The sequence below is a fragment of the Bacteroides xylanisolvens genome, from assembly GCF_018289135.1.
Taxonomy (GTDB): Bacteria; Bacteroidota; Bacteroidia; order Bacteroidales; family Bacteroidaceae; genus Bacteroides; species Bacteroides xylanisolvens.
The window spans coordinates 4,064,445-4,080,704 of the sequence record NZ_CP072216.1 but is presented as its reverse complement, the minus strand read 5'-3'; the positions used below and the strand labels follow the sequence as shown (position 1 = coordinate 4,080,704).

Genomic DNA, 16,260 nt, shown 5'->3' with positions numbered 1-16,260 from the left:
GTTTTATCCTTCCTCCAGCTTTTATATTATTGATGAGCAGTGAATTACTTCACTTCCCAAGTATCATTAGTCATCAACAGCTCCTGGAAATTGTGATATTTCTTCTTGCCTTTGATTTCTTCGATTTGTTCAACGACAGCATCGTTGTAAGTCGGAGCGTCTACATCACGGATTACACCGAGTGCAATCGGGAAGTCGGGACCTTCCATCAAAGCCAGCTTCAGTTGAAGCGTATTATCTTGGCAGTGTGCGTCGTGGATAAGGATATCCTTTTCTGTGATACCGTTCTCACCCAGTTTCACTACCTTCAGCCCGAAGCCTTCCTGCATCAATCCGAACTCCTTGTTTTCACCAAATAACATCGGTTTGCCATGTTCCAGATAGATAGCATTCTTGGCACGTCCTTCTTTGGTGGCAACGCTGGCGTGAGTTCCGTCGTTGAAGATCACGCAGTTCTGTAGAACTTCTACAACAGAAGCACCTTTGTGATTGGCTGCTGCTTTCAACACTTCTACAGAAGCGGCACCATCTACTGCAATGCAGCGTGCAAAGAAACGTCCGCGGGCGCCAAAAGCCAGCTCTGCCGGATGGAACGGGTCTTCCACTGTTCCGTAAGGAGATGATTTGGTGACAAGTCCGCGTTCTGAAGTCGGTGAATATTGTCCTTTTGTCAGACCGTAGATACGGTTGTTCAGAAGAATCATATTCAGGTCGACATTACGGCGTAATGCGTGGATGAAGTGGTTACCACCAATTGCAAGGCCGTCACCATCACCGGAAATCTGCCAGATAGTCAAATTGGGATTGGCTACTTTAGCTCCTGTTGCAACAGCAGCGGCACGTCCGTGGATAGTGTGGAACCCATATGTATTTACATAGTAAGGCAGACGGGAAGAACAACCGATACCGGAAATGACGGCAATATCATGCGGAGCTACTCCCAGTTCGGCCATAGCTTTGTGCAGTGAGTTCAGGAAAGCGTGGTCACCGCATCCCGGACACCAGCGTGGTTGGCCTGATTTATAATCTTGTACGGTATATACTTTATCGCTCATCTTTTATTCCTCCAATAATTTAGTGAATGCATCTATCAATTCTCTCGTAACGAAAGGCTGTCCTTTCACTTGGTTGAACTGGCTGATGTTCAATCCGGGCACTTTCATGCGCAAATAACCTGCGAATTGTCCCAGATTCTGTTCAGCTACCACGATTTTCTTGTATTTATGCAATACATCGGCTGTGTTCTTCGGCAGCGGGTTGATGTACTGGAAGTGAACGAAAGCCACTTTCTTTCCATGTTCGCGCATATAGTCCATAGCCAGACGGAGATGACCGTAAGTACCACCCCAACCCACAATCAATAAGTCTGCATCTTCGTCACCCAATACTTCGAGTTCGGGGATATAGTCTGCAATTTTATCCACTTTGGCCTGACGCAGATGAACCATCTTATTGTGGTTTTCGGGTTCGGTAGAGATAGCGCCTGTTTCGTTGCTCTTTTCAAGACCACCGATGCGGTGCATGAATCCTTCAGTTCCCGGAGTAGCCCAGTAGCGTACGCCTGTTTCCGGATTACGTTGGTAAGGAGTCCAGTTGCCGGCCATATCCGGGGTCACATACGGAGGATTGATGGCAGGATATTCATCCAGATTAGGGAGTTTCCATGCGGCAGAACCGTTAGCTACGAAAGCATCAGTCAGCAATACAACCGGAGTCATGTGTTCCAAGGCCATCTTGCATGCCATATAAGCGGCGTCGAAACAGTTGGTCGGCGATGTTGCAGCGATTACAGGCATCGGGCTTTCGCCGTTGCGTCCGTAAAGGGCTTGTAATAAGTCGGTCTGTTCTGATTTAGTAGGAAGACCGGTAGACGGACCGCCACGCTGTACATTGACAATCACCAATGGAAGTTCACCGATTACAGCAAGGTTCATCGCCTCACTCTTCAGGCAAACACCGGGGCCGGAAGTCGTAGTCACTGCCAAAGCACCGGCAAAAGCGGCACCAACTGCAGAAGCACAACCTGCGATTTCATCTTCGCACTGTACGGTTTTGACTCCCAATGATTTATGCTTGGCTAATTCGTGCAGAATATCAGTAGCCGGAGTGATAGGATAAGAACCCAGGTAGAGCCCCAGACCTGCTTTTTCAGCTGCGGCAATCAGTCCGTAGGCGGTTGCTTTATTACCGTTGATATCTGTATAAAGTCCTTTTGATTTCGGAGCTTTGCTTTCAATCTTATAAGTAGAGACAGAAGCATGAGTGTTTGCTCCGTAGTTGAAGCCATCGTTCAATACCTTAATATTAGCTTCTGCTATTTCGGGTTTCTTGGCGAATTTCTCGCGCAGCATTTTTTCAGCAGCAGCAAGGTTACGGTTGAACAACCAGCAAACCAATCCAAGTGCAAACATGTTTTTGCAACGGAGAATCGATTTGTTATCCAATCCGGAGTCTTTCAGGCTCTCTTTGCACATGGAAGAGATAGGAACTTCCAATACTTCCTGTTTTATTCCTAATTCTTCAAAGGGATTGTTGGTTTTAAATTGTGCCTTTTCCAAATCTCTGGCTTCGAATGAGTCGGAGTCGGTGATGATAAGTCCTTGCGGTTTACAGAATTTGATTTGTGTTTTCAGTGCGGAAGGGTTCATAGCCACCAATACGTGACAACGGTCTCCGGGAGTGTAAACTTGTCCGGCGCCGATGTGGACCTGGAAACCGGAAACACCGGTTAGCGAACCTTGCGGGGCGCGGATGTCTGCCGGATAGTCAGGGAATGTACAGATGTCATTTCCCACTGTAGCCGACACGTTCGAGAAGATGTTGCCGGCTAGCTGCATACCATCGCCGGAGTCGCCGGAGAAACGTACTACTACTTCCTCCAATTCTTTAACCATCATTTCGTCTGCCATAACTTTAATTACTATATTTAATTTAAAAACTGATTTTACTTTCAATTTGTGAGCGCAAAGGTCGGAAAGTTAATCGAATTATCAAAATAAATCCTACTTTATTGTCCTATTGACGCCAATTATTTGAAATATCTGAAAGGAACCTGCATTTTTATTCTTGTTAAATCGACAGAAACCGTTATCTTTGCAAGCAAATTTGAAGCGGCCTTGTAGTTCAACGGATAGAATAGAAGTTTCCTAAACTTTAGATAGGGGTTCGATTCCCCTCGGGGCTACTACAGAAGAATCTATGAGAGTGGTGTTGTTTTGCTTTCATATTGTATCAAGTTTTAAGTGTAACAATAGCTTCTTTTAAGATGAACGTCTTATAGCTTCTATTTGTTTTAATAATCAATAGAAAAAGCCTCTACCGAATGTTCGGAAGAGGCTTTTCTATTTGTGGAGTTTATTATTCTTCCGTAGCTGGTACTACGACTTTTTTGTTCTTCATCATGTTGTATGCAATTGGAGATGCAATAAACAATGAAGATAATGTACCGATAACAACACCCAGGATCATTGCGAATGCAAAGCTGCGGATTGAATCACCACCAAGGATGAAGATACACAGCAATACGATCAATGTACTTAATGATGTATTGATGGTACGAGCCAGCGTTGTGTTCAGAGAGTCGTTGAACAATACTCGTTTGTCACGTTTCGGATATAAACCGAAGAACTCACGTACACGGTCGAAGATTACCACCTTATCATTAATAGAGTAACCGATAGCTGTCAGGATAGCACCAATAAATGTCTGGTCGATTTCCAGAGAGAATGGCAGGATACCCCAGAACAGTGAATAGGCACCGATAATCATAATGGTGTCGCAACTCAAAGCTACGATAGAACCGATACTGTAAGCAATGTTGCGGAAACGGAGCAAGATATACAAACCGATGGCGAGCAGTGCCAATACTACAGAGTAGATAGCACCTGTCTTGATGTCGTCTGCGATACTCGGACCCACTTTCTGTGAGCTTACGATACTACCACCTGTGTGATTGTCACGGTCGATGAAAGTTTCCAATGTGATATTCTGAGTCAATACCGGCTTCAAGGTTTCATATAGATATGATTCGATTTCAGAGTCTACGTTGTTGCCTTCATCTTCGATACGGTAGTTTGTACTGATACGTACGGTCTTTTTGTCTGTACCGATAGCAATAACGCTTACGTTGGCGTCGCCAAATTTGCTAGAGATCAATTCACGAACTTGTTCCGGTTCTACAGGATTCTCAAATTGTACCTTAAAGTTACGTCCACCAGTGAAGTCGATACTCTGACTCAAACCACGGATGGCAAATGAACCGATACAAACAACGATGATTGCACTGACGATAATAAGGGACTTTTTGTTTGTACCCATAAAATCGAAATGTGTATTGGTCATCAGATTCTTTGAAATCTTGGTTGTGAATGTCAGGTTCAACCACTTGTCTTTGTTCATGAAGTGTTCATAAACAATACGAGTAATGAACACTGCAGTAAAGAAGGATACCAAGATACCGATAATCAATGTCGTAGCAAAACCACGAATTGGACCGGTACCAAAGTTAAACAGGATGATACCTGTGATGATAGATGTTAAGTTAGAGTCGAAGATAGCCGAGAATGCATTTGAATAACCGTCGGCAAGTGCTTTCTTCACACCCTTACCTGCACGAAGCTCTTCTTTTGTACGTTCATAGATAAGTACGTTCGCATCCACAGCCATACCAAGTGACAATACCATACCGGCTATACCGGACATTGTCAGCGCAGCCTGGAAGGATGAAAGAATACCTAGCGTGAAGAAGAAGTTGAGGATTAACGCGCAGTTAGCAACCATACCTGGGATGAAGCCGTACATAGAGCACATGTAAATCATCAACAGAATCAGGGCTACAACGAATGAGAAAATACCCGCATTGATTGATTCTTGACCCAGTGACGGACCAACGATATCTTCCTGTACGATGTGAGCCGGAGCCGGCATCTTACCTGATTTCAATACGTTAGCTAAGTCTTTTGCTTGTTCAGGAGTGAAATGACCTGTAATCTGTGAACGTCCACCTGTAATTTCAGAGTTTACGTTTGGTGCAGAATATACATAGTTATCAAGAACGATAGCAATGGAACGGCCAATGTTCTGCTTAGTCAACTGAGCCCAGCGGCGTGCACCGTCAGAGTTCATTGTCATGCTTACAGCCGGTTTGCTGTATTGGTCGAATTCGTCTTTTGCATCAGTTACTACGTCACCTTCCAACGGAGCTTTACCATTACGTTCGGTAGACTTGATAGCGTATAATTCGAAAGTCTGTCCTTTCTTGTCAAATTCGGAAGGAGAAACACCCCATTTCAGACGAAGGTCTTTTGGAAGATCAGCTTTGATTTCCGGCATAGCCAGATATTTGTTGATGTCAGCAGTATCTTTGTAGTTGGCATAACCAATAACGGGACCTTGTCCGCTAGAATTCAACTGAAGTATGGACAGCAAAGGATATTGCTTTTTGATTTCTTTCATATTTGCGGCAGACTTATCTTCAGCAGTTACGTCACCTTTCAGGGCAGCTGCAAGGCTGTCGGCAGCACTTACAGTTTTTTTCTCAACCGGAGTGGCTTCGGTAAGGACTGCTTCAATAGTATCTGTATCAGCTGTTGTTCCTTCAGCTAAAATAACACGCAATTTGGCGTCTGCAGATTGCATGGCAGGGAGAACTTCTCTAGCTGTATAAGTTTCCCAGAACTCCAGATTGGCAGAACCTTGGAGAAGTTTTCTCACACGTTCCGGCTCTTTGATACCCGGAAGTTCCACCATGATACGTCCCATTTTGTCTTCCAGACTTTGGATGTTCGGTTGAACAACACCAAAACGGTCGATACGGGTACGAAGAACGTTGAATGAGTTTTCAACAGCAGCTTTTACTTCTGCTCTCAGCACTTTTTCAACTTCTGCATCTGATGATTTCTGGTTAACTTTATCTTTCAACTGTTGTGTTGCGAAAAGTTCGGAAAGTTTTGCGTCCGGAGCAATTTTGTGGTATTCTCTGATGAACAGGGTGATAACATCATCCTGACTGTTGACAGCCTGTTTTGCAGCTGTCGCCAATGCGTTGTTGAAAGCTTCGTCAGGCTTGTTGTCTGCCAATGCTTTGATAACATCAGGTACGGAAACTTCAAGGATAACGTTCATACCACCCTTCAGGTCCAAACCTAAACTAATCTCCATCTCACGACATTGTTTCAGTGTCCAGTTCCACAGCATTACTTTCTCGTTAGAGAGAGAGTCGAGGTAGTCTTGTTCCACTTTCGGGTCGCCGTTCGCAATTTCTTTCGCCTTGTTGGTATAATGGCGTGTTACGAAGGAGAAGGAGAGGTAGAACACGCATACCAGCGTGAGTAATACCGCAAAAACCTTTACAAATCCTTTGTTTTGCATTTTACTTTTAATTTATGATGATTACTTTTTTAATTTAATTTTCAGTTAAATTCTGTCGTACACAAGTTCTTTTTGCCGTATACAAGGCTGCAAATATAGTTTTTTTTTCACATTCATGTGTAATAAGCCCTCAAATATTTGATGTTTAAGGGCTTTTTTACTGAATTATTTCATTCCTCTGTTTTTCAGTAGCGGTTCCAAGCTTGGTTCCGCTCCACGGAAATTCCGGTAAAGCACCATCGGGTCTTCGCTGTCTCCCTTCTCCAATACGTTGTGACGGAAGAGGTCGGCGGTGTTTTTATCAAAAATACCATGTTCTTTAAAGGCTTCAAAAGCATCATTATCCAGTACATTGGCCCATAGGTAGCTGTAGTATCCGGCTGCGTAACCACCAATGATATGATTGAAGTAAGTCACGCGATAACGCGGTGCTATTTCGGGGATGAGACCGAGCTTGTCCATGGCTTCTTTTTCGAATGCAAGCATGTCTATATTCTTTACATCTGTTACGGTGTGCAGGTTCATGTCGAGGATGGCGGCAGCCAGTAATTCGGTAGTCATGAAGCCCTGATTGAAAGTCTTCTGTTGCAGTATCTTTTCGATGATTTCGTCGGGTATCACTTCTCCTGTCTGATAATGTTTGGCATACATTTTCAGTACTTCCGGTTCAGTAGCCCAGTGTTCATTGATTTGAGAAGGAAGTTCTACAAAATCGCGTACTACATTAGTGCCTGATGTTCCTTTGTATTCACATTTTGTCAGCAGTCCATGCAGAGCGTGGCCAAATTCGTGGAACAAAGTTTCTACTTCATCCATTGTCAATAGAGAGGGAGTATCGCCTACCGGTTTGGTAAAGCTGCAAACATTGCATACTAACGGACGGGTATCTCCTTGTTGTTCGCGGTAGTTGCTCATCCATGCGCCGCCACTTTTTCCGGAGCGTGGGAAATAATCGACGTAGAAGATACCGAGTTGCGAACCGTCTGCGTCTTTCACTTCAAAGACTTCCACATCCGGATGATAGGTAGGGATACCTTCGAGCTTGGTAAGGGTGATGCCATATAGTTTGTTGGCTACGGCGAAAGCACCATCGCGCACATTCTCCAATTTGAAGTAAGGTTTTGTATCCTCTTCAGACAGGTTGTACTTTTCTTTTCGTAGTTTTTCGGTATAATACCACCAATCCCATGCTTCCAGTTTTTCTCCTTTGCCTTCCTTATCCATTAATTTTTGAAGTTCGGTAGCTTCTGCCTTTGCTTTTGGCAGTGCATAGCTCCAAAGGTTGTTTAGAAGGCTCATTACGTTGTTGGCGTTCTTTGCCATCGTTTCGTCGAGAACGAAGTTTGCATAGCAGTCGAAACCTAATAATTTAGCTTTTTCCAGGCGGAGAGAAACGATCTTACGGATATTTTCCTTGTTATCGTTTTCGTCGTTGTTGTTACCGCGGTTGATGTAAGCTTTGTATATTTGTTCCCGAAGCGGGCGATTTTCTGAATATTGCAGGAAAGGCAGGCGGCTGGCATTATGCAGGGTGAATAGCCATTTTCCGGGTTGTCCGGCTGCTTTTGCTTCTTCCGCGGCGCTTTGGCGGAACCATTCGGGCAATCCTGCCAGATCTTCTTCTTTGTCAACGAAGAGTTTGAAAGCATTATTCTCATTCAGTATATTGTTGCTGAAAGTAATGCCGAGTGTAGAAAGTTCCTTGTTGATTTCGCGGAGGCGGGTTTGGTCTTCGGCATTAAGGTTTGCTCCGGAACGGACAAATCTTTTATAAGTCTTGTCCAGCAGACGTTCTTGTTCCGACGTCAGGTTCAATGAATCTTTCTTTTGGTAGACATCGTTCACCCGTTTGAATAGTTTCCCATTCAGGGAGATATTGTCATTATGTTCCGAAAGAACCGGTGCCAGTTTGATGGAAAGTGCGGTCAGCGAATCAGTAGTTTCCGCATCTGTCATATTGAAGAAAATGATGCTTACCCGGTCTAAGATGGGTGCGCTGTTATCCAAAGCCACAATCGTATTTTCGAATGTCGGAATTTCCGGGCTTTCGATGATGGCTTCGATATTTTGATTCTGTTCTTCTATACCTTTTAGAAAGGCAGGTTCATAGTGCTCTAATTTAATCTTGTCGAAAGAAGGAACACCATACTCGGTTTGAAACTCTGTAAAGAAAGGATTGCTTTCTGTTTTCGTAGCACAGGAGTACATCATACAACTTACTGCTAAAATGGTTAGTGTCTTTTTAATCATCATAAGTGTTTTTTATTAGAGTTTTCAGTTCTTATCGTTTACTGATATAGCACCAGATCGGGTAATGGTCTGATGCCTTGATAGACCGGTCTACCGTGCAATTGTAGGCTTTCAGGTTGGGGCTGATCAAGATATTGTCTATGCGGAAATAGAACTTGTTCTGATTGTAGGAAATACCCAATCCTTTACCGGACTGTGTGAATGCATCGTCTAGTTTTTGAGTCAGGATGCGATGGGTATATGAGATAGAACCGTCGTTGAAATCGCCGCATACTATGGTTGTCGGATATTTACTTTCTGCAATGGTTTTAGCCACAGAATCTGCTTGTGTAGCCCGGATAGCCGATGCTTCCGCCAGTTTTCTTATTAATTGCCTAAGTCCGGTTTTTACTTTCTTGGCATTCGGGTCTTTAATCATATCCTCATACATCCCTCTGTCTTCTTTGGTGAGTTTGTTGGATTCCAGGTGGTTGTTGATTAATGTAAGAGTGTCGTTATTCACATTCAGTACATATTTCATGGAGCCGTTATAATTACTTTCATATTCGATGGGATGTATCGAGAGTATGGGGAACTTAGAGAAACAGGCAAGTTGCACATCTCCTTTCCCTTGTTGGTGGACGGATTGGTAAGGATAGGCTTTGAATGCTTTTTTAATGTCCTGTTCCGTCAGGTATTTCTTGTTGGTAGCGGTGTTATATTCTTGCAGACAGATAATATCGGCGTTACTATCTACAAGATAAGACAATACCGGGTTTTTCCCATCTTTCTTCTCCAAATTGTTGAAACTCATTACGTTGTAGGATAGGATTTTGATGCTTCCTTCCGGTATGGTTTTAGTGGTGGAGTTAAAAGGAATATAAGTCCGTATCTGCGGAATACAAATTAGAAAACCGATGGCAGGCAAGAGCGCATAGCGGTAATTGACAAATGCCCAGAAGCCGATAAAAATCAGATTAATCGTCAGGAATATCGGAAATGCAAGTCCCAAGCTGGAAGCAAGTGGATTTATTTTCGGGTTAAGGTAAGGGCTATAAGCGCTTAATATCAACGTTCCCACGAAGAGAGCGTTGACAGCAAGTATCAGATATGCGACAAATTTGCCAATATGTTCCATTCCTTTATCTTTTGCTTGCGTCGAACAAGCTTTTCTTTTCTTCAGTTGTCAGACTGTCGTAACCGGATTTCTTTAGTTTTTCCAAAATACGGTCCACTTCATCAGACTGTGCTTTTTTGTGGGCATTGTAATCATAATCCTTCTCGCGACCGGTGGCACTGTTTCCATAGTGTACCTTCATTTTCGGTTTCCGTTTCCATGTTTTCTTTTGAAACAAGGAGGCGAAACCATCCAGAATCCAGTTGATCCAGGAAGTCAAATCAGTTCCTTTACTTAGGCTGGCGGCAAACCAAAGTCCTGCAAGAGCACCGCCCAGGTGGGCGATATGTCCTCCGGCATTACTTGAGGTGATGGATAATACATCGATTCCGATAACAACCAGTGCCAGATATTTGAGACGGATAGCACCGAAAAGAAAAAGTTGCACCCTGTAATTTGGTTCACGATAAGCCGTAGCAGCTACGATGGCTAATACGGAAGCTGATGCTCCTACCAATGTTGCACCCGCCACTTGCGAACTGAATAAAGGAAATACATTGTAGGCAACCATATACAGTAAACCTCCACAGATACCTCCTAATACATATAGTCCTCTTAAATGCTTGGCCGAGAAAAAGTAGAGAAACAAACTTCCGAACCAATACAGCCAAAGCATATTGAATAGAATATGCAGGATACCGGCATGCATAAACATATAAGTAAATAACGACCACGGCTGATGAATAAATCCGATAAAGGATGCCGGCAGGGCAAATATACCGAATATATCGGGGGTACTTACTTCAAACAGTCGCAAGAAAACGTTAATCAACGTGCCGATCAGAAAGATGCCTACGTTGATATAAATCAGTTGGATGAAAATATTTCCTCTTCTGAATGTCTCCTTTAAATCAGCTATAATATGTCCCATTGTTATTGCTTTTTTTTCTCCAATACAAAATCAGGATCAATCCAAATAACATTCCTCCCAGGTGAGCAAAGTGAGCGACATTGTCTCCGGCGCTATTGGCAAGTCCTGACCATAATTCAATCGCGGCGTATCCTATCACGAAGAACTTCGCTTTGATAGGAAATGGCAGCGGGAAGATAAACAACCGGTTATTGGGAAATAACATACCGAATGCCAGCAATATGGCGTAAACGGCTCCCGAAGCACCTACGGTGGTCATCATGTTCAGATACTCTTCCATTGGGATAACACCTGTACCTATATTCACTTGTGCGTAGTGGCTAAGTTCCGTTACATATTGAATATACTGTACCCCTTCCTGGATAAGTCCCGCACCGATACCGCAGAGAATATAGTAAAAGAGGAAACGTTTGGGTCCCCAGGTTTGTTCGAGAATCGGTCCGAACATAAAAACGGCAAACATATTAAAGAAAATGTGGCTGAATCCGCCGTGCATGAACATATAAGTGATAAGCTGTGCCGGATTAAAGTCACTTGCGAGGAAAAAATGTAATCCTAGATAATTCGTTAAATCCAGGCCGTAACGTTGGGCTACGATTGTCCCGAAAAATACTAGTACATTGATAATTATCAGGTTTTTAGTTACAGTTGGCATCATTTTAATTTCTGAATATTTAGATAATAGACGCAAAAGTACGAATAAATTCTGTTTTAAAGCATGAAAAACGCTTCCTATTAGCTCTTTTTCAATAATTTGCTGCGTTTTTTTTATGTTTTTATTTGATATGTTGTTTTGTTCGGCTATATTTGTGGAATCAATCCATTGTGGGATAATCTTTTGTGTAACAAATATATTAATTAATCATTTTACGTATTATGAATAAGTCTGATCTTATTAGCGCAATGGCTGCTGAAGCTCAAATGAGCAAAGCCGATGCAAAAAAAGCACTTGATGCTTTCATCACTTCAGTTACTAATGCTATGAAAGCTGGTGACAAAGTATCTCTCGTAGGTTTTGGTACTTTCTCAGTAAGCGAAAGAGCTGAAAGAACTGGTATTAACCCTTCTACAAAGGCAACTATTACTATTCCTGCTAAGAAAGTAGCTAAATTTAAAGCTGGTGCTGAATTATCTGCAGCTGTTGAATAAGATAGATAGTTGAAAGAAATTAGGAGAGGAGACGCGATGCGTCTCCTTTTTTTGTATCTTTGCGCGCAAGAAATAACTTGATTATGAAGATAGAAGATAAACTTGTAGCGTCCGTTATCAGCGGACTGAAAGCACTCTACGGTCAGGAAGTCCCTGAAAAAATGGTGCAGATGCAAAAAACGAAGAAAGAATTTGAAGGACATTTGACACTGGTCGTGTTCCCTTTCCTGAAGATGTCAAAAAAAGGACCGGAGCAAACGGCACAGGAAATCGGTGAATATCTGAAGGCAAACGATCCGGCTGTAGCAGCGTTTAATGTGATAAAAGGGTTCTTGAACCTGACTATTGCATCGGCTACATGGATTGAGTTGCTGAACGAGATTCAGGCAGATGAACAGTACGGCTTAGTGCAGGTCACTGACGCTTCTCCATTGGTGATGATTGAATATTCTTCTCCGAATACAAATAAACCGCTTCACTTGGGACACGTGCGTAATAACCTTTTAGGTAACGCATTGGCTAACATTGTAGCGGCAAACGGCAATAAGGTAGTCAAAACAAATATTGTAAACGACCGTGGTATCCACATCTGTAAGTCCATGCTGGCATGGAAGAAATACGGAAACGGTGAAACTCCTGAAACTTCGGGTAAGAAGGGTGACCACCTGGTAGGTGATTATTATGTATCTTTCGATAAGCATTATAAAGCGGAAGTAAAGGAGCTGATGGCTAAATTTACAGCGCAGGGAATGAGTGACGATGAAGCGAAAGCAAAGGCTGAAGCTGAATCTCCATTGATGCAGGAGGCCCGCGAAATGTTGGTGAAGTGGGAAGCCGGTGATCCGGAAGTACGCGGATTGTGGGAAATGATGAACAACTGGGTATATGCAGGATTCGACGAAACCTACAAGAAGATGGGTGTCAGCTTCGACAAGATCTATTACGAATCCAATACTTACCTCGAAGGAAAAGAAAAAGTAATGGAAGGTCTGGAAAAAGGTTTCTTCTACAAGAAAGAAGACGGTTCCGTATGGGCCGACCTGACTGCCGAAGGACTGGATCATAAGCTCCTTCTCCGTGGTGACGGTACTTCTGTCTACATGACTCAGGATATCGGTACGGCTAAACTTCGTTTTGCCGATTACCCGATTAATAAGATGATTTATGTAGTAGGTAACGAACAGAACTATCACTTCCAGGTGCTTTCTATCTTGCTCGATAAACTTGGTTTCGAATGGGGTAAGAGTCTGGTACACTTCTCTTACGGAATGGTGGAACTGCCGGAAGGTAAGATGAAATCCCGTGAGGGTACGGTAGTTGATGCTGACGACTTGATGGAGGAAATGATTGCCACTGCTAAAGAAACTTCACAAGAACTAGGCAAACTGGATGGTTTGACACAGGAAGAAGCTGATGATATTGCCCGTATTGTGGGTCTGGGAGCATTGAAATATTTCATTCTGAAAGTCGATGCCCGTAAGAATATGACATTCAATCCGAAAGAATCTATCGACTTCAATGGTAATACAGGTCCGTTTATTCAATATACTTATGCACGTATCCAGTCTGTACTTCGGAAAGCTGCCGAATCAGGTATCGTGATTCCTGAACAGATTCCGGCTGGTATTGAATTGAGTGAAAAGGAAGAAGGGCTGATTCAGATGGTTGCCGACTTTGCTGCTGTTGTAAAACAAGCCGGTGAAGATTACAGCCCGTCTATTATTGCTAATTATACTTATGACTTGGTGAAAGAATACAATCAGTTCTATCATGACTATAGTATTCTGCGCGAAGAGAATGAGGCGGTGAAAGTATTCCGTATCGCTCTGTCTGTTAATGTAGCTAAAGTTGTTCGCTTGGGAATGAATTTGCTGGGTATCGAAGTTCCTTCCAGAATGTAAGACTTTCTCTGAACAAAATAGACTTCTGCGGGGTTTCTTTTATATATATAAAAGGAACCCCGTATGTTTTACTCCCCCCCATCCATTGCTTCGGAAGAGAGAAACGGAAACTGCTACTGTCTCTTATTCCGAACTGCTGTTTGACCTGATTTATGTTTTCTCGGTCACGCAACTTTCACATTATTTGCTTCATAATCTCACTTGGGAAGGATTATTGAAAGAAACAATCCTGTGGTTTGCAGTCTGGATGTTGTGGCAACATACCATCTGGGTGACTAACCGGTTTAATTCGGATACCAGGCCGATTCGTATTCTTCTTTTTATCGCATATTATTGCTGTGGTTGCTTTAGCTTTACTGCTTTCCTGGCCTTATCACATTTCTTTATTGACAATGAATATCCTGGTGACATCCGTTTTTATATTTGTGATTGTGTTTGATATATTATTTCCTGATAAAGGTTTTAAGATCAAATGAAAAAGCCAGACTAAGTTTAATCCTAGTCTGACTTTTCATTATTGTTGATGACTGTTATTTTTTAGGGTATTTGTACCAGTCTTTGGCTTGTGCCCCATTAGATTTAACCCATGTTGCAAATTTCGGATATGATTCGTCTATCCTTACGCCTTCTTCAGGGATAGGGAATTCGCTAATTGGCATATTGAGAGCAAATGGCATTAAGTCTATCGAAACATAATATAATCCCTCGTCAGGTCTGGAAACATCTTTGCCAGTGCCTAATAGTGATGGATTGGCTTTATCTGTAGGGGGATATTTTACCAAATGCACTTCTCTACCTCTGGTTTTATCTGACTCTACGAAAATAAACGGATTATAAGGTGGTAATACGTTTTTTGAGCTTACATCATTCACTTGAATTGTTACAGTATACTTTTTGTCTGCTTCTTCTTTTCCGTCAAAAATCCTCATGTTATCAAATAATAAAATTGTAGGATGAGATTGGCCGGTCTCTGTTTTCCCAGGCATATATTGAGATTTGGAGGCATAAGAAGGGCCTTCAATAGAAACGTCACTAATATCGCTGTTAGCGATGTTATGTAATTGATAGCCAAAGCCGTTTATCAAATAACCTCCTCGGTGAAACGGAGTGAATTCATCAACAATTTTGTATACTCGATTTGTCAGTATGGATTTATATACTTTACTCTTATATCGTATCATGACATCATTCATGTCATAATCTCCCTGTTCCGGCCATAAGTCCTCGAATGTCAATATTCCGGAGTAAGTGGTGTAGTTGTCTTCATCAGTTGGAACTTCAGGATCTTCGGGCAAAGGAGGAACTACTTCTTCATCAATCGCATTTTTTTCGGAAGTATGGATATAGAAAATGGCATCGCAATAATCTAAGTCTATATTATCCTCAAATCCTATTGCTACAATTTGATTGGATTCTGTATCTCGCAGTGATACGGTTCTTTGTCTCTTTATGCCATCACTTCCCGCTTTGTTCAAAATGGTAGTAGAGTATCGGGTTCCCATGCCTTGAACAAGGTCACCTTGAACGTATTCATCTAAAGGCTTGCTTCTGAATCCCATGCCTTGCAGACACCAACCAATAGTGATCCCAGCAGGAAATTTTTCTTCAAATTTACCTTCTTTTTCGTTCCAGTATTTCAATTTAATTTCATCGCCACAAACTAAAGCACCTACTCCGGCTGTTTTATAAACAGGAGAAGCATTTGGAAATGCCAGTACCTTTTGGATATTTTCCAGAGTTGGTGTTTCGCCAGTAGGATAAGTGTAATATCCCACAGTGTTGTACCAAGCGGCAGTACTATTGACAAATACAAGACTTACTTCGGTTTCTTTAGTGATAGGGATGTCTGATATCATTTTTCCGTTAAAGAATTCGGGATAGTTGTCACGAATGCTTTTCCCGTCCGTTTTTCTAAAAACGTTTTTTATATTATAAAGTACGCTGGCAGGCGGAATGTTTTTTTCTGCAGATAAGTTATTGGGACGTCCGTTGTCGTTCCAGTCTACATTGGGTAGAAGCATCCAGTCATCCTGATATTTATGCTGATTGGTTGTCACTCCTCTGCTGACGGGTGTTGATGCTTTTGCGAGTAGAGATTGAATATACTCATTTTGGTTGAAAGAAATACGGTGGTCTTCGCCAATTGTGAGTTTTACAGGCGATGCTGCACCTAAATAGTCGGATGATAACCATACTTCTGAAATATCTGCCCGTATAGTTATTCCATCTTCATTGAACGTTCCCTTTTTGCTGGTGGCGGCACGGTAGAAAGGTTCTATGTCTTTTTTCTTCCAGCTACCATCTTTATCGTTTACTTCAATCGGGTCTTGATCATAAATTTCAAAAAGAATCACATAATCTTCTTTGAAGCCATAGTCAATGTCTATAGCCAGATTCTGGTTCATGTTGAAATCAAAAAAGCTTTCTTTGGGAAGTTTTTCCGGCTCTTGAAATAAATCACGCTGGTCGTCTACACAACCACATATTAATGGGGCACAAAATAGACCCATTAATGTTTTTACAAATATTGTTTGTCTCATAAGTTTTTGAAAATAAGTAAAATA

Annotated in this window: 11 protein-coding genes and 1 tRNA gene; 4 read left to right on the top strand and 8 right to left on the bottom strand. The window is 42.3% G+C overall.

The annotated features are described in order from the left end of the window. Positions 1-44: 44 nt before the first annotated feature. Complete coding sequence (locus INE92_RS17315; protein WP_008642470.1) at positions 45-1,055, bottom strand: 2-oxoacid:ferredoxin oxidoreductase subunit beta; 1,011 nt, start codon at positions 1,053-1,055, stop codon at positions 45-47. 3 nt (positions 1,056-1,058) lie between these two features. Next, positions 1,059-2,909: a 2-oxoacid:acceptor oxidoreductase subunit alpha gene (locus INE92_RS17310; protein ID WP_141408578.1), complete on the bottom strand. Its 1,851-nt coding sequence runs from the start codon at positions 2,907-2,909 to the stop codon at positions 1,059-1,061. Positions 2,910-3,112: 203 nt separating this feature from the next. Here INE92_RS17310 and INE92_RS17305 point away from each other — a divergent pair. After that, a tRNA-Arg gene (locus tag INE92_RS17305) sits at positions 3,113-3,184 on the top strand. Between the two features lie 173 nt (positions 3,185-3,357). On the opposite strand, the gene secDF is transcribed toward INE92_RS17305, so the two are convergent. The 5 genes from secDF to INE92_RS17280 all read right to left on the bottom strand — a co-directional run bounded on the left by secDF (position 3,358) and on the right by INE92_RS17280 (position 11,301). Continuing rightward, complete coding sequence (secDF, locus tag INE92_RS17300) at positions 3,358-6,369, bottom strand: protein translocase subunit SecDF (protein ID WP_195436235.1); 3,012 nt, start codon at positions 6,367-6,369, stop codon at positions 3,358-3,360. 165 nt (positions 6,370-6,534) lie between these two features. Beyond that, positions 6,535-8,619, bottom strand: coding sequence for a M3 family metallopeptidase (locus INE92_RS17295; RefSeq protein ID WP_134993088.1), 2,085 nt, complete (start codon positions 8,617-8,619; stop codon positions 6,535-6,537). A gap of 31 nt (positions 8,620-8,650) precedes the next feature. Continuing rightward, positions 8,651-9,736 carry an endonuclease/exonuclease/phosphatase family protein gene (locus tag INE92_RS17290; protein ID WP_015531769.1) on the bottom strand — a complete coding sequence of 362 codons (1,086 nt, stop codon included), beginning with the start codon at positions 9,734-9,736 and terminating at the stop codon, positions 8,651-8,653. A gap of 4 nt (positions 9,737-9,740) precedes the next feature. Next, complete coding sequence (locus INE92_RS17285; RefSeq protein WP_008642546.1) at positions 9,741-10,646, bottom strand: rhomboid family protein; 906 nt, start codon at positions 10,644-10,646, stop codon at positions 9,741-9,743. Further along, positions 10,627-11,301 carry a rhomboid family intramembrane serine protease gene (locus INE92_RS17280; RefSeq protein ID WP_008776855.1) on the bottom strand — a complete coding sequence of 225 codons (675 nt, stop codon included), beginning with the start codon at positions 11,299-11,301 and terminating at the stop codon, positions 10,627-10,629. The genes INE92_RS17285 and INE92_RS17280 overlap by 20 nt, the downstream gene beginning before the upstream one ends. Positions 11,302-11,522: 221 nt before the next feature. On the opposite strand from INE92_RS17280, the gene INE92_RS17275 reads away from it, so the two are divergent. From INE92_RS17275 to INE92_RS17265, 3 genes are all read left to right on the top strand, one after another. Further along, positions 11,523-11,795 carry an HU family DNA-binding protein gene (locus INE92_RS17275; protein ID WP_004296482.1) on the top strand — a complete coding sequence of 91 codons (273 nt, stop codon included), beginning with the start codon at positions 11,523-11,525 and terminating at the stop codon, positions 11,793-11,795. Between the two features lie 83 nt (positions 11,796-11,878). Next, positions 11,879-13,696 (top strand): arginine--tRNA ligase, encoded by a 1,818-nt coding sequence (gene argS / locus INE92_RS17270; protein WP_008642548.1) that lies wholly within the window; start codon positions 11,879-11,881, stop codon positions 13,694-13,696. Between the two features lie 85 nt (positions 13,697-13,781). After that, positions 13,782-14,135 carry a low temperature requirement protein A gene (locus tag INE92_RS17265; RefSeq protein WP_229096929.1) on the top strand — a complete coding sequence of 118 codons (354 nt, stop codon included), beginning with the start codon at positions 13,782-13,784 and terminating at the stop codon, positions 14,133-14,135. A gap of 91 nt (positions 14,136-14,226) precedes the next feature. Here INE92_RS17265 and INE92_RS17260 read toward each other — a convergent pair whose 3' ends face one another. Then, positions 14,227-16,236 carry an LruC domain-containing protein gene (locus tag INE92_RS17260; RefSeq protein ID WP_055234338.1) on the bottom strand — a complete coding sequence of 670 codons (2,010 nt, stop codon included), beginning with the start codon at positions 16,234-16,236 and terminating at the stop codon, positions 14,227-14,229. Positions 16,237-16,260 lie beyond the last annotated feature (24 nt).

Bases quoted from the DNA above. Each gene is read 5' to 3' on its own strand.
- INE92_RS17315 (WP_008642470.1), bottom strand. From the start codon at position 1,055: ATGAGCGATAAAGTATATACCGTACAAGATTATAAATCAGGCCAACCA.
- INE92_RS17310 (WP_141408578.1), bottom strand. From the start codon at position 2,909: ATGGCAGACGAAATGATGGTTAAAGAATTGGAGGAAGTAGTAGTACGT.
- secDF (WP_195436235.1), bottom strand. From the start codon at position 6,369: ATGCAAAACAAAGGATTTGTAAAGGTTTTTGCGGTATTACTCACGCTG.
- INE92_RS17295 (WP_134993088.1), bottom strand. From the start codon at position 8,619: ATGATTAAAAAGACACTAACCATTTTAGCAGTAAGTTGTATGATGTAC.
- INE92_RS17290 (WP_015531769.1), bottom strand. From the start codon at position 9,736: ATGGAACATATTGGCAAATTTGTCGCATATCTGATACTTGCTGTCAAC.
- INE92_RS17285 (WP_008642546.1), bottom strand. From the start codon at position 10,646: ATGGGACATATTATAGCTGATTTAAAGGAGACATTCAGAAGAGGAAAT.
- INE92_RS17280 (WP_008776855.1), bottom strand. From the start codon at position 11,301: ATGCCAACTGTAACTAAAAACCTGATAATTATCAATGTACTAGTATTT.
- INE92_RS17275 (WP_004296482.1), top strand. From the start codon at position 11,523: ATGAATAAGTCTGATCTTATTAGCGCAATGGCTGCTGAAGCTCAAATG.
- argS (WP_008642548.1), top strand. From the start codon at position 11,879: ATGAAGATAGAAGATAAACTTGTAGCGTCCGTTATCAGCGGACTGAAA.
- INE92_RS17260 (WP_055234338.1), bottom strand. From the start codon at position 16,236: ATGAGACAAACAATATTTGTAAAAACATTAATGGGTCTATTTTGTGCC.